The organism is Humidesulfovibrio idahonensis (genome assembly GCF_054657715.1).
In genome coordinates, this window is the sequence record NZ_BAAHYE010000003.1 from 2,017,501 (window position 1) to 2,035,000 (window position 17,500).

Genomic DNA, 17,500 nt, shown 5'->3' on the forward strand with positions numbered 1-17,500 from the left:
TTGAAATACCACCCTTGCTTGTTTAAGATTCTAATTCCACACCGTTATCCGGTTGGAAGACAGTGTCTGGTGGGTAGTTTGACTGGGGCGGTCGCCTCCAAAACAGTAACGGAGGCTTGCAAAGGTTCCCTCAGCCTGATCGGAAACCAGGCGTTGAGTGCAAAAGCATAAGGGAGCTTGACTGTGAGAGAGACATCTCGAGCAGGGACGAAAGTCGGTTTTAGTGATCCGGTGGTCCCGCATGGAAGGGCCATCGCTCATAGGATAAAAGGTACGCCGGGGATAACAGGCTGATCGCATCCAAGAGTTCACATCGACGATGCGGTTTGGCACCTCGATGTCGGCTCATCACATCCTGGGGCTGAAGCAGGTCCCAAGGGTACGGCTGTTCGCCGTTTAAAGTGGTACGCGAGCTGGGTTTAAAACGTCGTGAGACAGTTTGGTCCCTATCTTCCGTGGGCGTTGGAGAATTGAAGAGGGCCTGCCCCTAGTACGAGAGGACCGGGGTGGACGAACCTATGGTGTTCCTGTTGTCACGCCAGTGGCATTGCAGGGTAGCTAAGTTCGGAAGGAATAACCGCTGAAAGCATCTAAGCGGGAAATCTGCCTCAAGATTAGTTCTCCCTCAGCTTCGGCTGCTGAAGACTCCCGGTAGACCACCGGGTTGATAGGCTGGGCGTGTAAGTGTGGTGACACATTTAGCTAACCAGTACTAATAAGTCGTGCGGCTTTTGATTTCAAAAAGCTCCTCTCTCCCCTATCTAACTTATATATTTGTCTTGGTGGCCGTGGAGGCGGGGGTACACCCGATCCCATTCCGAACTCGGAAGTTAAGCCCGCCATCGCCGATGATACTGCGGTTCTAATCGTGGGAAAGTAGGTCGCCGCCAAGACTTAATTTCAAAAGGCCCGCTCTCAAATGAGAGCGGGCCTTTTCTCGTTTGCCAGCGTGAAAGCGCAATGCCACCATGCCGGACTTAGATTACGTAGTGTGCATCCGTTGACGGTCTGCTCGGCGAGCTTTAGGTACACACAAGTTTTCCAGAGAGGTCTGACCCCCATGCCCCATTCTCTGACCACCGCCTTTGCTCCGGCGGAGCGCGCCCCCCTCGACGTGGTGCTTGCGCAATACCAAACCTTCGTCGGCACCCATTGCCGAGCCTTTTTCGACACCCTGCCGACCATGATCATGGCGCTCAATTGCTACCGGCAGGTGGTGTTCGCCAACAAGGCCGCCATCGACTTCCTCGGACAGTCCGATGTCGAACAGGTCCTGGGCGAGCGCCCGGGCGAGGCGTTCGGCTGCGTCAATGCCACGGCCAGTGCCGGCGGCTGCGGCACTTCGCGGCATTGCCGCAATTGCGGCACGGTCCGCGCCATCCTGTCCGCCATCAACGGCGCCATTGCCGAGGGCGAATGCAAGCTGCTGCGCCGCGAGCAGAACGTGCTGGAAGGGCTCGACCTGCATGTCAACGCCACCCCCCTGGTTTTTGACGGCCAGCAGTACATCATCTTCGCCATCACCGATATTTCACACGAAACGCGGCGCCGCAGCATGGAGCATATCTTCTTCCACGACGTGCTGAACCTGGCCGGCGGCATCAACGGCCTTGTGGATGTATTGCGGACCAATGGCGGCGGCGGGCATGAGTCGGAGCTCGACGTGCTCTACTCCGCAAGCCAGACCCTTGTGGACGAGATCATCGCCCAACGCGAACTGCTTGCGGCCGAGACAAACGAGCTCAAGCCCGAGTTCTCCCCGGTCAGCGCCCGAGAGGTGCTTGCGCAGATCAAGGGTCTGTACGAATCCTCGCCCATCGCCCAAGGCCAGACCATTGCGATCGACGCCACCTGCCCGCCCGTGGATCTGGTGACGGACAGCCGCCTGGCCCAGCGAGTGCTCGGCAATATGCTGAAAAACGCTCTGGAGGCCGGCGAACCCGGCGATGTGGTCCGGCTGTCCTGTCACGAGGAATTCGACAGCGTGCAGTTCCACGTGCACAACCGGGCGGCCATGCCACTGCACGTGCAGGAGAACATCTTCCACCACCGCTTCAGCACCAAGGGCGAGACCCGCGGCCTTGGCACCTACAGCATGCTTCTGCTCTCCGAGCGCTACCTGGGCGGCGGCGTCAGCTACACGTCCGCGGAGGGCGATGGCACCACCTTTTCCTTGCGCCTTCCCAAGCGCCTCGAATCGGCGTAAGTATAGGCGAACGATGCGGCTGTATCAGGAGAGCAAGTAATGGAAGTGTCTCAGAGAACGCTGTTCAGTGGCGGGGCGCGCGGTTCCGAGGAAGCCTTCGGCATTGCCGCGGAGGCGCACGGGGTGGCTGAGGTGACGTTCACCTTCGCGGGGCACGAACCTGCGCGCCAGCGCGGCCTGCGCGAGCTCTCGGCCGATGATCTGGCCCTGCGCGACGTGAGCGTGCACTACGTGACGCGCCTCATGCGGCGCGACTATCCCAGCCACAGCGATCAGGAAAGTTTCCAGAGCCTGCTGCAGAGCATCTGCTGGCAGGTGGCCTCCGGACAGGAGGTCTTCGTGGTGGGTGAGATTCTGCCAGACATGACCGTGCGCGGCGGCACGGGCTGGGGCGCGGAGTTCGCCAAACTCTGCAACAAGCCGCTTTTCGTGTTCGACCAGCAGCGCCTGGGCTGGTTCCGTTGGGAGACCTCGAACTGGTCTCCGGTCAGAATGCCCTGCATCACCCGTCAGCGCTTCACCGGCACCGGCACCCGCTCCCTGACGGAGTCCGGGTCCCAGGCCATTGCCGAACTCTTCAACCGCAGCTTCCGCTAAATCGCGCCGTTCAGGCGCAGCCCCTCCACAAGCCCCAAGCTCCCGGTAAGCATCATGTCGCCGCCGGGCGCGGGGAATTCCACAGCGTAGCCTTCGAGCATGCCTCTGCGCGGCCCTATGACCAGGGTCTCGGCAAAGCCCCCGGCCCCGGCCGGCAAGGGCAGATGCATGGCCCCGTGCCCCCGGTCGTCGAAGATCTCCTCAAAGGCCAGCGCGCCTTGCCGGAAGCGCTCCAACTGCTCCCACAGACGCGGACCTTCGATGAGGCCCGTATGGTGCTCGTAGACCCCCCAGACGCGGCCCTGATACACCAAAAAGGCCACAGTGTGGCTGTTGCCCACGTTGACCAGGGTGACACCCTTGGCGGCCGCGCGGCGCCGCACGGAGGGCTCGAACAGCGCGCCCAGCACCGCGGCCGCGCCCGTATCGGCCACTGGCCCCCCGCCGATGGACTTCTGCAGGTCGATGAGCCGCGTGAAGCAGGCCGGAACCTCCTTGTACAGCAGGCTCTCCGGTCGGCCGTCCGCCTCGTGCAGCAGCTTTTCCCACAGGACGAAGCGGCCGCGGCGGTTGCTTTGCCCGGGGTGGAAGCCGTGGTCCTGGGCGCAGGCCGTGACCAGGGCCGGACGCGGCAGGTCGAGGGCGTCCAGGGCGCGCTCCCAGAACTTCGGGTCGTAGTCCACGGCCAAAAGCGGCTGCGCACCGTCCGGGCAGTCCTCGCGGATGGCGACCCCGCTGGCGGCCAGGGCGTCCAGATCGTCGGCCACGGAAAAGGCCGCCGCGCGCGTGCACGAGAAGCCGAGCCCAGCCGCCAAATGCGCCTTCATGGCCGAGTGGAACCCGCCGCCCATGTTGCAGCCGTGCAGATGCACGGCTCGTCCGGCCTCCGTGGCAGCGCGGATGCGCCCGGCCAGCACCTTGGCCGGAGCGGGCAGCACCAGCTTGAAGCAATTTTCGATCTCCCGGTCCGGAAAGTACAGCAGCACGTCCTGGGTGCCGGAGCCGATGTCGAGGCAGAGGATGGGGCCTTTGAAGTGCGAGGTTTTGGGCGCGCGGGCAAAGGGCATGGGGGCGAGGGACATGGGACCTCTCAATGGATGCGCGCGCCGTCGGGCGCGTTGGCGTCCGGGGCGAGCAGGGTGATGTGGCCGGCGTCTGTGGCGGCGCCGAGAACCAGCACTTCGGAGCGGAACCCCGCGACCTTGCGCGGAGGAAAGTTCACCACGGCCACCACCTGGCGGCCCACAAGGTCCTGGGGCTGGTACAGCTGGGTTATCTGCGCGCTGGACTGGCGCACGCCGAGGGCGCCGAAGTCGATCCACAGCCTGTAGGCGGGCTTCCTCGCCTCGGGGAAGGGCTCCGCGCGCAGCACCGTGCCCACGCGGATGTCGAGATGGAAGAATTCGTCCACGCTGACGCTGGCCAAGGCCTCTGGCAGTTCCATATATCTCCCGTGATGACAGGCTGTTTTCCCCATGCTACACAATGTGCGGGGGGGCAGGCAAGTTGCGCCGCCGCAGGGAGGAGCATTTGTGGGCGATTCGACCGTTGCCGTGGCCGCGCTTGCCGCCGTCATCCTCTTTGTGCCCGCGCTCACGGGCGTCCTCGCCTACGTCGAAAACCGCCGCAGCGGCGAATCCCAGCGCCAGCGCGCCTTGCTTGGCGGCAAGCTGGCCCTCGGGCTCGCCCGCGCCTTTCTGAACTCCATCTGGACCCTGTGGCTCACCGTGCTGGCGCTGCCCCTGGGGCGGCTGTTCGGCTTCTCCTGCTCCGGTCCGGCGCAGGGCGGCAAACCGGCCGTGATCCTGGTCCACGGCCTGTACCACAACCCCGCGGCCTGGTTCGTCATGCGCCGGCGGCTGCGGCAGGCCGGGTTCCTCAACCTGCGCTGCTACGGGTATCCGAGCTTCGGGCTAACTTTCGAGGACATAGCCGACGGCTTGGCGCGGCTTCTGCTCGAGGCCGGGCACGATGCGCCGGACAGGCGCGTGCTGCTGCTGGGCCACAGCCTGGGCGGGCTTGTCATCCGCGCCGCCTGCGCCGATGCGCGCGTTGCCGCCGGCGGCTGCCGCGTGGCGGGCGTGGTGACTTTGGGCTCGCCGCACCAGGGCAGCACCCTTGCGGGCATGCTCGGCGTGGGCAGCCTGGCCCGCAGTCTTGCGCCAAACGGCTCCACGCTGCGGCTGCTGCGGGCGCTGCCGGTTTGCCCGGCTCCGGGCCTCAGCCTGTTTACGCCCACGGACGGCATGGTGCTGCCGCTTTCCGGCGCGCTTTTGGACGAGCGGGAGCGCAACGCGGGCTGGACCGAGCAGGCGCTGCCGCCCATGAGCCATGTGGGGCTTTTGTACAGCACGGCCGCCGCGCGCGAGGCCCTGGCGTTTTTTGACGCCAGAAGCACGGACGAAGCCTAGGCGAGGGAGGCGGCTGGCCGGGATTCGAGCAGCTTGAGCAGGGTGGCCTTGATGGCCGCGGGCTTGAAGGGCTTGGTGATGAAGTCGGTGACGCCGGCCTTGGCGGCCACGTCGCGCTGGGAATTTTCGGACTCCGTGGTGACCATGAGGATGGGCACGTCCTCGTAGCCGAGGGAGCCGCGCAGTTTGCCCACCAGTTCCACGCCGTCCATGATGGGCATGTTCATGTCCGTCACGACCACATCCACGAATTCGCCGCTTTCGATGAAGGCGTATGCCTCCTGGCCGTTTGCGGCCAAGAGGGGCTCAAAGCCCATGTCCGTCAGGATGCTGCGGTACAGGGCCAGCATGGACTTGGAGTCGTCTGCGGCAAGGGCCTTGCGCGTGGCGGTCTTGGCCCTGGGCAGGCTGGCCGCGTCGGCGCGGGAGCGCTCCGTGCCCATCTGCTCCAGGCGGTGGGCAAAGGCGTCCAGCACGGTCTGGTCCTGCGATTGGCGCAGGGCGCCCATGAGCACCGAGGCCACCAGCTCGTCCTTGTACAGATCCTGGAAAAGCCGCAGCGCGCGCGAGGCGATGATGGCCTTGGCGATGCGCGGGCTGTTGTCCGTGCCCGAGGAAATACGCTCGGCAATGGTCTTGAGCACGCCGGGCGCGGCGTGGCGCTCCAGCCCGGTGACCACGGCCATGAGGATGAGCTCGTCGTTCTCCTCCAGGCCGTCCACCAGGCACACCAGGCCCTTCAGGGTGCCGATGCGCCCCAGGGCCTCGAAGGCCGCGTAGCGCACGTTGGGATCGGTGAAATGGCCGGAATCGAAGGCGCGGACCAATGCGTCGGCCCCTTTGCGCTGGCCGATGAACCCGGCGATGTTGCAGGCCAGGATGCGGTCGTCGGTGCCGCCGCTTGTGTACACGGGCTCAAGGTAGGGCAGGGCGGCTTCGCCCAGGCGCACCAGGGCGTCGGTGATGATGCGCCGGGCCGTGGGGTTTTTGTGGTGCACGCAGCCCACGAGAAAGGCGAGGCTCTCCGGCGTGGCGATGGCCGCCAGGGCGTCGATGGCCTTCCATGTGGTGATGTCGCAGGTCTCGAAGCGGTCGTCGGCGCCGGCTGCCTGCACGGTGTCCATGAGAGCGGGCAGCGCCAGGGGGTCGGCGTAAACGCCGGCCATCTCCATGGCCATGGCCGCGAGCATGGGATCTGGGTGGTTCAGGAAATTGCGGAACACCGCGGCGCCGCCGACGGGGCGGATTTTGGCCAGCGAGGCCAGGATCTCCACCAGGAGGTCGGGGTCGGTCTCCTCCGCCGCCATGCGCGCAAGCGGCTCGGCCGCGCTGGCGAAGGCGTATTCTCCGGCGGTGCGGATGCACAGGGTGCGGAAGGATTCGTGGCTGCTGGTCAGGCCCAGGTCCACGGCGGACTCGCTGGTGCCGAGCACCGCGTTGAGCGCCCCCACGACCATGTAGTCCACGCCGGTATCGCCGGTGGGACGCTCGAACAGATCTATCAGCGCGGGCAGCAGGGCTGGATCCTTGCTCCCGGCGATGTCGTTCAGGATGGTGATCTGATCGAGGAAATCCTTGGTGCGGAACCCATCCAACGTGGCCATTCTACAGTCCTCTTCAGCGCTTGTGGGGGGCGGGCTGCTTACTCGAAGCAGAACTCGATGGTGAAATTCCCCTGATCGGTCTCAAAGGGAATGGCCATGATGGGAGACTTGGCGATGTGCGTGATGCTGTGGTTGTCGCCCATGATTACGGTGGGCGTGGACCCCTGGAGCACCAGGCCTTTTTCGGCCAGACCGGCGCGGGCCTGCCCGGAAATCATGTTGGTTATTTCACCCACCGCGTCCTTCACGTCCTGGATGATGTCCTGAATGTCGTCGCCAAGCATGTTCTTGACCATGGCCACGGCGCAGGATTTTTGGAAGGAGATGGAGACGCTGCCGCGCTTGCCGTCGCCCGTGAGGCCCACAAGCCCGGTGACGTCGCCGGTGGCGATGGTGTTCTTTTTGACAAAAGGCTTCCCCGCACGGGGAGTAATGAACGCCATGGTGCCGATGACATCCATGGCGGCCTTGACGAAGGGCTTGGCCAATTCCACATCCATGCGGGTCGTCTCCTTCCGTGGTCATATCCCGGTTTGCCGCACGCGAATGTCAAATGACGGCACAGCCGGGAGGCGTGCTGCGCAGGCGTGTGCCTGCCGGGAATGCTTGAGCGTGCAACAAAAGTAGTACGTGCCCATGGGGGCCTTGGTCAAGTGCTTTGCTTTCTGATGCGTAGCCGCCGCTAGCCGAAGACGAGCGCCAGCACGACCGCCAGCACCAGCGAGGGCAGCAGGTTCGAAAGATTCACGCGCTTGATGTCGAGCAGTGTGAGCCCTATGCCCAGGATGAGCAGCCCGCCGGTGGCCGTGAGCTGGCTGATGACCATGGGCGTGAAGTGCTGCTGGAACATGCCCGCGAAAATGGTCAGCCCGCCCTGGTAGAGCAGCACCGGAACAAAGGAGAACAGCACGCCGGACCCGAAGGTGGAGGCCAGCGCCACGGAGGCGAAGCCGTCGAGGATGCTCTTGGTGTAGAGCACGGTGGCGTCGCCGCGTATGCCTTCGTCGAAGCTGCCCACAATGGCCATGGCCCCGATGCAGAAAATGAGCGAGGCGGTGATGAGTCCCTCGGTGAAGTCCGGGTTGCCGGAACGCAGGCACGTCTTGGCGCGTTCGCCCAGGCGCTCGAAGGCCGTGTCCAGGCGCAGCAGTTCGCCCAAAAGTCCGCCCAGCAATATGGAGAAGATGAGCAGCAGCGGATTTTTCACAGTGAGCGCCATTTGCAGGCCGATGAGCAGCACGCACAGCCCCAGGCCCTGGAACACGATGCGGCGGAAGCGCTCGGGAAAGCGTCCGTGCAGGGCCATTCCGGCCAGGCTTCCGGCGATGATGGCGGCGGCATTGACGAGTGAGCCGGTGGGCACGACCATGGGCGCGATCCTTTTTTCTTCGCCTTGCGGCACATTGCGGGGAGGCCAGGGCTAGCACGGCAGCCCCCACCTGGCAAGCCGCGCCGCCAGGTTTTGTCCGCCGCCGGGTCCCGCGCGGCTTGACACGGGAAGTGGCATCTCCTATGAAATCCGCTCACGTGCCGGGATGGCGGAATTGGTAGACGCAGTGGACTCAAAATCCACCGGTGGCAACGCCTTGGGGGTTCGATTCCCCCTCCCGGTACCAAAACGGAAAATAGCGGCCTGCAGAACACTTCTGCGGGCCGCTGCTTTTTTGGGGGGCAGATCTGCGGATTAGCCCCCCGCGTTCCCGAGTCCGCCTGCCGCTTCCTCGCTCAAAAGCCGCGCGCTCCACGCGCCTCGCTCACCATCCGCCGCCCCCTGCCGCCTCAAGTGGTCTCGGTTTTTCCGAATCCACAACCGCGCTTGTTTCCCCCGCGCAACTGCCGCCCGCCTCGATCCACACGGCCTCCGCCCCCGCAAGCCCACAACCGCGCTTGTGAAGCGCCTTGTGGCACGCTCAAAATAGTTTTGCAATATCAGAATGTTGCGAGCGCCCCTCCGTGGCACGCTTGTGGCTAAGCCCTGTTCCAAGATGACTGGCCAGTCACACAGGCAAGTACCGAACAGGATTTAACCGCAAAACCGATTGGAGGTATCGCAATGGGTAGCATCGGAAGCATGAGCCGGCCGCATGAAGGCATGTTGATGGGACTCGTTCAGTATCCCGTCCCCATCATCAACTCCAGAAAGGAAATCGAGGCCAGTGTCGACCGCATCTGTTCGGCCACTGCAGCCACCAAGGCTGGTTATCCGGGCATGGATCTCATCGTGTGGCCGGAATACAGCAGCCAGGGCCTGAACACCAAGAAGTGGGTCACCGACGAGTTCCTGATGGACGTCGAGGAGCCTCTGTTCCAGCGTTACGCCCAGACCTGCAAGGAAAACGACATTTGGGGCGTGTTCTCCCTCATGGAGCGCAACCCCAACAAGAACCAGATGCCGTACAACACGGCCGTCATCTTCAACAACAAGGGCGAGCTTGCCCTGAAGTACCGCAAGCTGAACCCCTGGGTGCCCATTGAGCCCTGGATGCCCGGCGACCTTGGCCAGCCCGTGTGCGACGGCCCCGGCGGCAGCAAGCTGTCGGTGTGCATCTGCCACGACGGCATGTTCCCCGAGCAGGCCCGCGAAGCCGCCTACAAGGGCTGCAACGTGTACATCCGCATCTCCGGCTACAGCACCCAGGTCAACGAGCAGTGGATTCTGACCAACCGCTCCAACGCCTGGCACAACCTGATGTACACCGCGGCGGTCAACTTGGCCGGCTACGACGGCGTCTTCTACTACTTCGGCGAAGGCCAGGTCTGCAACTTCGACGGCACGACCCTGGTCCAGGGGCATCGCAATCCCTGGGAAATCGTCACCGCCGAGGTGTTCCCCAAGATGGCCGACCAGGCCCGCACCGACTGGGGTCTTGAGAACAACATCTTCAACGTCGGCACCCGCGGCTACGTGGCCAAGCCGGGCGGCGTGAAGGAATGCCCCTACACCTGGGTCAAGGACTTCGCCAAGGGCGAGTACCACCTGCCCTGGGAAAAGGACATCAAGATCAAGGACGGCTCGATCTACGGTTATCCCACAACCGGCGGCCGCTTCGGTCTCTAGCCCCTGTCACGCACAAGTAGGTTCGCAAAGGCGGCCGGCAACGGCCGCCTTTTTTGCTCCAAGCAATCAGGCCTGGGCTCCGGCCGCACCCCGCGTGGGGCAGCAGCCCGCAACACGGCCACAGAGGAGGGCCCAACATGGAAAAACAAAAAAACCGTTGGCTCATTGCCGCATCGGCCGTGGGCATCCACATATCGATTGGCTCCGTCTACGCATACAGCGTGATGACCTTGCCGCTCAACCAGCTCCATGGCTGGCAAAAGAGCGACATCACCCTGGCCTTCAGCCTCGCCATCCTCTTTCTCGGCTTTTCGGCCGCATTTCTGGGCCGCACGGTTGAAAAGATGGGCCCGCGGAAATCCGGCCGTCTCGCCGCGATCTTCTACACCGCGGGCATCATGGGCTCCGGGCTCGCCGTCAAGATCGGGTCGCTGCCCTTGTTCCTGCTCAGCTATGGCGTCATCGGCGGCATAGGCCTGGGCGTGGGGTACATCACTCCGGTGTCGACCCTGGTGAAGTGGTTTCCGGACAGGCGCGGCCTGGCCACGGGCATGGCGATCATGGGCTTCGGCTTCGCGGCCATGGTCTTCGGCCCCATCATGGCCAAGCTGTTCCAGCTCATGGACATCTGGAAAGTGTACTTTGTCCTGGGCAGCGTCTACTTCTGCCTCATCTACGGATCCTCGCTGTACATAGCCCCGCCGCCCGCCGGCTGGCTGCCGCCCGGCTACTCGGCCGAGGGGCAGGCCGCAGCCGGACAAAAGACCATTCGCCGCGACCTGGCCCAGCTCACCGTGGCGGAGGCCATCCGCACCCGCCGCTTCTACCTCATGTGGATCATGCTGTTCATCAACATCACCTGCGGCATCGCCCTCATCTCCGTGGCCTCGCCCATGGCCCAAGAGGTCATCGGGCTCACGCCGATGCAGGCGGCCACCATGGTCGGACTCATGGGCCTGTTCAACGGCGGCGGCAGAATCGGCTGGGCCAGCCTCTCCGACTACCTGGGGCGCACGCGTACCTTCATGGCCTTCTTCGTTATTGGACTCTGCGCCTTTACTGCCCTGGCCCACACCACAAACCACATCGTCTTCCAGGGCCTCATCTTCCTCATCCTGACCTGCTACGGCGGCGGCTTCTCCACGCTTCCGGCCTTCTTGGGCGACATGTTCGGCACCAAGCAGCTCGGCACCATCCACGGCTATGAGCTCACCGCCTGGGGCATAGCCGGCATGGTGGGGCCTTCCATCGTCACCAGAGTGCTGGAGGCGACGGGAAGCTACACCACAACATTATATATCTTTGCAGGATTCCTCACCTTCGCCTTCGTCGTGTCCTGCCTGATGTCCCTTGACCTCAGCCATGTGCGGCGGCGGATATTCGCGGAACAGGCGGCCCAGGAGTCGTCATAGTCCGCGGCTGGCAAGGGCCCTTATTCCAGCCTGTAACGCGGCGGATTGATGCAATAGCGCTTCAACAACGAACGGTTCATTCACGCCTGAATGGGCCGTTCTGTTTCTTCTCCGGAGGGGCTGCGGCCGTTCCCGCGGCGGCCGCGAATGTCCGGGCGCGGCGGGGGCGCCACAACCAAACCGGGCCGCAGGCCCCTTCGGCACAACAAGAGTTGTGGGGCCTGCCAGGCGAGAACAGGCCAGTTGTGTGCAGTATGTTTGTTATTTCGGGTGATTGGAGATTTCGCGCCGGGTGGCATGGTTATGGCTACCCCAGAGCAAACGGATAACCAGGAGCGCCCATATGCCTATCTACGAGTTCCACTGCGAAAACTGTCGCGAAGACTTCGAGATCATTGCGAGCAAGAACGATACGCACGGCCCGTGCCCGTTTTGCGATTCCCCAAACACGACGCGCATCGTCTCGCTGACGCACTACCGCAATGCCGACCACTGGGAGAGCAACATGCTCAAGGGAATCACCAAGGCCAAGGAAAAGGACCAGTTGAAGGCCGAGCTGAAGGCGCCGGTCTCGTAGCGGTTTACAACACACAAACCCCAGAGGGAACGACATGAGCAAGAATGCAATTCTTCAAAATCCGGTGATCGAGTTCCTCGATTCCGTGTGTCGTGGTTGCGGGCAGGTCATGTTTCAAAACAACCCCATCACCGGCCTGCTGTTCTTTGCCGGAATCTTCTACAACTCCATAACGCTCGGCGTGTGCGCGGTGCTGGGCACCATGGCCGCCACGCTGACGGCGCAGCTGCTCGGGGTGGACAAGGCCCTCGTGCGGTCCGGCCTGTTCGGCTTCAACGGAACGCTGGCGGGCATCGCCCTGCCGTTCTTCTTCACCTTTGAGCCGAACATGCTGGCCTATGTCGTTTTGAACGGCGCCTTCACCACCATCATCATGTCGGCGCTGCTGAACTTCTTGGGCAGATGGGGCGTGCCGGCGCTGACCGCGCCCTTTGTGCTGGCGACCTGGATCCTCATGTTCTGCGTGTACAAGTTCGCCCTGTTCCAGCCCGGCGCGCTCATCGTTCCGGCCCTGCCCAGCCTGGCCGGGCTGACGGACCTGGGCACCGTGACCGGCGCCACCTTCTGGGAGGGCGCGTGCAAGGGCGTCGGCGAGGTCATGTTCCAAGACAACGTGGTCACGGGGATCATCTTCGTGGTGGCCATCTTTGTGAACTCGCGCATCTCGGCCCTGTTCGCCGTCATCGGCTCCCTGGTCGGGCTGCTGGCCGCCCTGGTCATGCAGTCGCCCGAGGCGCCTGTGCGCCTGGGCCTTTACGGCTTCAACTCCGTCCTGTGCGGCATCGCCATGGGCGGCATCTTCTTCTACCTCAACGTGCGCACGTTCTTCTACGCCCTGGGCTGCATGGTTCTGGGAGCCATCGCCACCGGAGCCTTCTCCGTGCTGCTTTCCCCCATCGGCATGCCGGGGCTGACCTGGCCGTTTATCGCCATAACCTGGCTGTTCCTCTTCGCCGGGGCCCTGTTCCGCAACATCTCCCCGGTTCCCATCGACAAGGCTGGCACCCCGGAGGACAACCTCAAGAGCCTTGTGCCGTCACTGTGACATCCTGAAAGAGCCGCGCTTTCCCTCGCAGCGGCCATAAGGGCGGAGAACCGACGTGATGCCCCGGTTCTCCGCCCCCTCTTTGCGCACGGGGAAAGTCCCACAAGCTTTGTTGTCGCTGTTTTCCCCCGCGCCTGCGGGAAGCGGCCTGCCTGCGCCTTTCCGCGCCAAGCCACAAAAACAGTTGTGGGACTTGTTCCGCGCAGGACCGAGCATTTGCGAGAATATATTGTGTGATTGCAGCATGATGTCCGTGCGGCTCGGTTTGGCACGCCATTCGCTGAGACCAGCCAGCAGCGCCGCGTCGGGCTGCATGTGACCGTTCAACTCTCTGCCGTGAGGTAAACATGAACAATCCGCATTACGCCTATTGCCCCAATCCCCAGTGCTCCCACGAGGAGCAGGACCAGTCTCCGTACATCGAGCAGGGAGAAATCTCGGCGAACCGCACCTGCCCCTATTGCGGCACGCAGCTGCGCATCACTTGCCCGCAGTGCGGCAAGCCCATCGGGAACCCGCCGCAGCGGTTTTGCCCGGCCTGCGGGGCGGAATTGCTGAACCCGCCCGCGGACAAGCCCTGCCACATCTGCGGCCGCCCGGTCGCCGTGCCCGAGAAAGGCTGCAAGGAGGTGCCCATCTGCTCGGACCAGTGCCTGCGCTGCCTGATCGAGGTGTACATCAAGGTGTGCGACCAGTGCGGGAGCCGCTTCGTGGTCGAAAACCCGACCTTGGGCGGCGGGGGCTCGCGCGAGTATTCGTCCGACACGGGAGCCGAGCTCGACTTTTGCTCGCCCGCGTGCCGCAAGAAGTACCTGGCGACCGCCATCCGCTGACCATGCGCTAACCGGGCGCTGACCGGGCGCTGACCGGGCGCTGCGCCGGGCTCTGCGCCGGGGCGCAGCGAAGCCGTGCCTTATGTTGGCCGGGCGTGTCAGCCGGGCGTGCCGGGTGGGGCTGTCGGACCCGCTTGGAATTGTGCGGATTTCGGAAGCGTCCGGCACGTCCGGGTGTTTACAAATTGCGCCTGTGATACTAAAAAATTACTTATCGTGACAGAGGGTTAGTAGTGGAATGTGCATATTGCCGAAGCGTTGTTTCCGTCCCGTCCGGCCCGCGCAGGGGAAGCGGGCTCGCCTCGCCTCCCGGCGGTCTGGGCCGACTGACGATGGCCCGGTTTTGCCGGCGTTTTTCGCAAGGACAAGAATCCCAGGGAAAGAGCCCCCGGTCCATGCGCCATGAAGCTTCTTGCTGAACAGCTTTGCGGAAGAGCACGTGCATCAGCCCTGGAGACGGGTCCACGAAGCAGGGGCGAGACAGCCCGCGTAGGCGCTCGATGGATATGAAAAACCAGCTTTCGGACGCGATGAACCTTTCCATAAAGGTTCTGAAGAGAAGACGGAACTACAACGCGTTTGTCACCAACGAGGCCATTGAAGACTACTCGCTGCGCAGCGCGGCCAAATCTTTTCGGCACTGGCCCTGCTGGCTGCTCGCCAACACGGCCCTGGGCGGCATCACCTTTCTGGCGCTGGAGGCCATCGGCGCGCTGCTCGTCCTCAACAACGGGTTCATCAACTCCAGCCTGGCCATCCTCTGCGTGTCGGTCATCATCATGGCCACCGGGCTGCCCATCGCCTATTACGCCTCCCGCTACAACGTCGACATAGACCTCCTCACCCGGGGCGCGGGGTTCGGCTATTTCGGCTCCACGGTGACCTCCCTGGTCTACGCTTCCTATACCATCATCTACTTCGCCATCGAGGCGGCCATAATGGCCAAGGCCCTGGAGGTGGGGCTGGGCATTCCGCTGTCCATGGGCTACCTGGTCAGCTCCGTCGTCATCATTCCCCTGGTGTTTTACGGCATCACCTTCATCAACAAGCTGCAACTGTACACCCAGCCCATCTGGATCATCCTCTCCGTGCTGCTCTTCACCTATATCTTGAGCACCGACTCCAGCGCCCTGGGCTCTTGGACCGCCTATGCGGGGCACGACGGCAGGGCGGGGGCCTTTGATCCCCTGCTTTTCGGCGGCGCGCTTTCCGTGCTGTTCTCCCTCGTGCCGCAGATAGGCGAGCAGGTCGACTATCTGCGATTTTTGCCGAACAAGACCCCGGCCAACCGCGTGTCGTGGTGGCTTTCCATGGCCGCCGCGGGCCCCGGCTGGATCGTCCTCGGCGCGGTGAAGCTGTTGTGCGGGTCTTTCCTGGCCGTGCTGTTCGTCCGCGGGGCCGGGGGCGCCTTGAAGGACGCCCTGGATCCCTTCAACCTCTACCTCAACGGCTTCGCCAGCATGTTTAGCTCCAGCGGCCTGGCCCTGGCGGTGACCACCGTGTTCGTGGTGGTCTGTCAGGTGAAGATCAACGTGACCAACGCCTACGCGGGGTCCCTGGCCTGGTCGAACTTCTTCTCCCGCATTTCGCACAGCCACCCGGGGCGGGCGCTGTGGCTCGTCTTCAACGTCACCATCTCCGTTTTGCTCATGCAGTTCGGCGTGTTCTACATCCTGCACTCCGTGCTCATGGTCTACGCCATGTTCGCCGTCGCCTGGGTGGGGGCCATCTTCGCCGATCTGGCCATCCTGAAGCCCCTGGGCATCAGCCCGCCGCACATCGAATACAAGCGGGCCAACCTCTACAACGTCAATCCCGTGGGCTTCGGGGCCATGCTGTTCTCCTCGGGCGCGGCCTTTCTGTGCTACCTGGGCGTGTTCGGCCCCGCACCGGAGGCCTTTGCCCCGCTCATCGCCCTGGGCGTGTCCGTGCCGACGGCGGTTGGCATCGCCCTGGTCACAAAGGGCAAGTACTACCTGGCGCGCAAGATTCCCCCCGTGGGCTCCGACGCGCTCATCACCTGCACCACCTGCGGCAAGGCGTATGAGGCCAGCGACATGGTGTTCTGCCCGGCCTACGACGAGCACGTCTGCTCGCTGTGCTGCTCGCTGGACAACATCTGCAACGGGTTCTGCAAAAAGTCCTCAAAGGGCAGAAGCTGGCGCAGCCGCATCGCCGGGGACGGGAACGGGATCTTCACCGTCCCCTACCTCAGCCGGCGGGCCAAGATATTCTGCGTGCACTTTTTCAACATCCTGTGCGCCCAGGCGCTCATCTTCGCCCTCTGCTACGCCTATTTCTCTCGCACAGGCCTCGGCGTTTCGCGCCTGGCGGAAGAATTCACCACGATCTTCATCTTCTCCATGCTCATCACCGGCATCTGGGTCTGGTGGTTCTCGTTCATTCAGGAAAGCCGCCTGCTGGCCGAGGACGAACTGGACAAGCACATCCAGGAGCTGAACGAGGAAGTCCAAAGACGAGAGGCCGTCAGCGCGGCCTTGGCCGAAACCGGCAGCCAGCAGCGGCTCATTCTGGAGAACGCCTCCATCGGCATCGCCTACGTGAAGGAGAGCCAGCTCGTTTGGAGCAACAACCGCTTCTTGTGGCTGTGCGGCATGCGCCCGGAAAGGGAATCGGACGGGGGCGTCGCCCTTGCCTGGTTTTTGAACAAGACGGGAATACGGCCAGACATCATGGAGGAAGTGCAGAAGGCCCAGAGCAACGGCGGCAAGTTCTGCATCGAGCTGCCCGTCATTCTTGCCCCGGACAAAATGCACTGGTGCATCCTGTCCATCAGCGCGGTGAACCCCCATTGCGTGGACCAGGGCACCATCTGGCTGATCGACGACATCAGCGAGCGCAAGATGGCCGTGGCCAAGCTGCGGCAAAGCGAGGAGCGGCTCAAGGAGCTCAACGAGAATCTGGAGACGCAGGTTCGCCTGCGCACCGCGGAGCTGGAGCGCAGCTTCGAATCCATACGCCAGGCGGACAAGATGGCTTCGCTGGGCATTCTTGTCTCCGGCGTTGCGCACGAGATCAACAACCCCTCCAGCTTCATACGGTTGAACATCGGCATGCTGGAGTCCGTGTGGAAGGACCTGCTGCCCATTCTCGACCGGGAGAGCGAGAGGCGCGAGCTGTGGCTCGCCGGAATGCCCTTTCCCTTCGCGCGGGCAAGCATTCCCAAGCTGCTGAACGGCATCCACCAGGGAGCGGAGCGGGTCTCCACGATCATCTGCAACCTCAAGGACTACGCGCGCCAAAGCCCCCTGGACATGGGCGGCCATGTGGACATCAACCAGGCCTTGAGCTCCGCGCTGGAACTGCTGGCCACCCCCTTGAACAAGGCGACCAACAAGCTGACCGTGGCCATGGGCGACAACCTGCCCGCATTCCGCGGCGACCGGCGGCGCATCGAGCAGATCCTCGTCAACCTGATCCAGAACGCCTACCAGGCCTTGCAGAACCGGCGGCAGGGCATCCACATGCGGACATACGCGGGCGAGGGCCTCGTCAACTTCGAGATAGAGGACCAGGGACAGGGCATTGCCCCGGAACAGCTGCCGAACATCTGCGACCCGTTCTTCACCACCAAGCGCGAGCATGGCGGAACCGGGCTGGGCTTGTCGGTCTCCGCCGGCATCATGAAGGAGCACGGCGGTGAAATGGAGTTCTTTTCCGAGCCAGGCAAGGGAACCCGCGTGAAGCTGACGTTCCATGTGCCGGAGCCGGTTTCCCCTCCCAACCCATGAGGAGT

The 17,500-nt window shown here is 63.5% G+C and carries 14 protein-coding genes, 1 tRNA gene and 2 rRNA genes (1 of these 17 cut by a window edge); 12 read left to right on the plus strand and 5 right to left on the minus strand.

All coding sequences use genetic code 11. The annotated features are described in order from the left end of the window. The 4 genes from ACYQ4W_RS15365 to ACYQ4W_RS15380 all read left to right on the plus strand — a co-directional run. A 23S ribosomal RNA gene (locus ACYQ4W_RS15365) occupies positions 1 to 737 on the plus strand (it extends 2,203 nt beyond the left edge of the window). 41 nt (positions 738 to 778) lie between these two features. After that, positions 779 to 893 (plus strand): 5S ribosomal RNA (gene rrf / locus ACYQ4W_RS15370). A 167-nt stretch (positions 894 to 1,060) separates the two neighbouring features. Further along, positions 1,061 to 2,206 (plus strand): ATP-binding protein, encoded by a 1,146-nt coding sequence (locus ACYQ4W_RS15375; RefSeq protein ID WP_459858372.1) that lies wholly within the window; start codon positions 1,061 to 1,063, stop codon positions 2,204 to 2,206. Positions 2,207 to 2,245: 39 nt separating this feature from the next. Next, positions 2,246 to 2,803: a hypothetical protein gene (locus ACYQ4W_RS15380; protein ID WP_459858375.1), complete on the plus strand. Its 558-nt coding sequence runs from the start codon at positions 2,246 to 2,248 to the stop codon at positions 2,801 to 2,803. Here the strand turns inward: ACYQ4W_RS15380 and ACYQ4W_RS15385 are convergent. Together ACYQ4W_RS15385 and ACYQ4W_RS15390 are read right to left on the minus strand one after the other, a co-directional pair. Beyond that, positions 2,800 to 3,885: a DUF1786 domain-containing protein gene (locus tag ACYQ4W_RS15385; protein WP_459858377.1), complete on the minus strand. Its 1,086-nt coding sequence runs from the start codon at positions 3,883 to 3,885 to the stop codon at positions 2,800 to 2,802. The genes ACYQ4W_RS15380 and ACYQ4W_RS15385 overlap by 4 nt on opposite strands. Positions 3,886 to 3,893: 8 nt before the next feature. Continuing rightward, positions 3,894 to 4,247 carry a tRNA-binding protein gene (locus ACYQ4W_RS15390; protein ID WP_459858379.1) on the minus strand — a complete coding sequence of 118 codons (354 nt, stop codon included), beginning with the start codon at positions 4,245 to 4,247 and terminating at the stop codon, positions 3,894 to 3,896. 88 nt (positions 4,248 to 4,335) lie between these two features. On the opposite strand from ACYQ4W_RS15390, the gene ACYQ4W_RS15395 reads away from it, so the two are divergent. Further along, on the plus strand, positions 4,336 to 5,214 hold the full coding sequence (locus ACYQ4W_RS15395) for an esterase/lipase family protein (RefSeq protein WP_459858381.1): 879 nt from the start codon (positions 4,336 to 4,338) through the stop codon (positions 5,212 to 5,214). Here the strand turns inward: ACYQ4W_RS15395 and ACYQ4W_RS15400 are convergent. The 3 genes from ACYQ4W_RS15400 to ACYQ4W_RS15410 all read right to left on the minus strand — a co-directional run bounded on the left by ACYQ4W_RS15400 (position 5,211) and on the right by ACYQ4W_RS15410 (position 8,187). Next, positions 5,211 to 6,818, minus strand: coding sequence for a HEAT repeat domain-containing protein (locus ACYQ4W_RS15400; RefSeq protein WP_459858383.1), 1,608 nt, complete (start codon positions 6,816 to 6,818; stop codon positions 5,211 to 5,213). The genes ACYQ4W_RS15395 and ACYQ4W_RS15400 overlap by 4 nt on opposite strands. A 38-nt stretch (positions 6,819 to 6,856) precedes the next feature. Then, the gene (locus tag ACYQ4W_RS15405; RefSeq protein ID WP_459858385.1) at positions 6,857 to 7,318 is read right to left on the minus strand and encodes a chemotaxis protein CheX; all 462 of its coding nucleotides are present in this window, start codon (positions 7,316 to 7,318) and stop codon (positions 6,857 to 6,859) included. 182 nt (positions 7,319 to 7,500) lie between these two features. Then, the gene (locus ACYQ4W_RS15410) at positions 7,501 to 8,187 is read right to left on the minus strand and encodes a DUF554 domain-containing protein (RefSeq protein WP_459858387.1); all 687 of its coding nucleotides are present in this window, start codon (positions 8,185 to 8,187) and stop codon (positions 7,501 to 7,503) included. Between the two features lie 160 nt (positions 8,188 to 8,347). On the opposite strand from ACYQ4W_RS15410, the gene ACYQ4W_RS15415 reads away from it, so the two are divergent. The 7 genes from ACYQ4W_RS15415 to ACYQ4W_RS15445 all read left to right on the plus strand — a co-directional run bounded on the left by ACYQ4W_RS15415 (position 8,348) and on the right by ACYQ4W_RS15445 (position 17,495). Beyond that, positions 8,348 to 8,434 (plus strand) — tRNA-Leu (locus ACYQ4W_RS15415). Between the two features lie 437 nt (positions 8,435 to 8,871). Beyond that, complete coding sequence (locus ACYQ4W_RS15420) at positions 8,872 to 9,876, plus strand: formamidase (RefSeq protein WP_459858389.1); 1,005 nt, start codon at positions 8,872 to 8,874, stop codon at positions 9,874 to 9,876. A 137-nt stretch (positions 9,877 to 10,013) separates the two neighbouring features. Further along, entirely contained in the window at positions 10,014 to 11,288 is a 1,275-nt protein-coding gene (locus tag ACYQ4W_RS15425; RefSeq protein WP_459858391.1) for an L-lactate MFS transporter, read from the plus strand. Positions 11,289 to 11,631: 343 nt separating this feature from the next. Then, positions 11,632 to 11,865: an FmdB family zinc ribbon protein gene (locus ACYQ4W_RS15430; RefSeq protein WP_459858394.1), complete on the plus strand. Its 234-nt coding sequence runs from the start codon at positions 11,632 to 11,634 to the stop codon at positions 11,863 to 11,865. 34 nt (positions 11,866 to 11,899) lie between these two features. Continuing rightward, positions 11,900 to 12,910, plus strand: a complete 1,011-nt coding sequence (locus ACYQ4W_RS15435; RefSeq protein ID WP_459858396.1) for an urea transporter — start codon at positions 11,900 to 11,902, stop codon at positions 12,908 to 12,910. A 347-nt stretch (positions 12,911 to 13,257) separates the two neighbouring features. Beyond that, positions 13,258 to 13,743, plus strand: coding sequence for a double zinc ribbon domain-containing protein (locus ACYQ4W_RS15440; RefSeq protein WP_459858399.1), 486 nt, complete (start codon positions 13,258 to 13,260; stop codon positions 13,741 to 13,743). 506 nt (positions 13,744 to 14,249) lie between these two features. Next, positions 14,250 to 17,495 carry an ATP-binding protein gene (locus ACYQ4W_RS15445; protein ID WP_459858401.1) on the plus strand — a complete coding sequence of 1,082 codons (3,246 nt, stop codon included), beginning with the start codon at positions 14,250 to 14,252 and terminating at the stop codon, positions 17,493 to 17,495. The last annotated feature ends 5 nt before the right edge of the window (positions 17,496 to 17,500 follow it).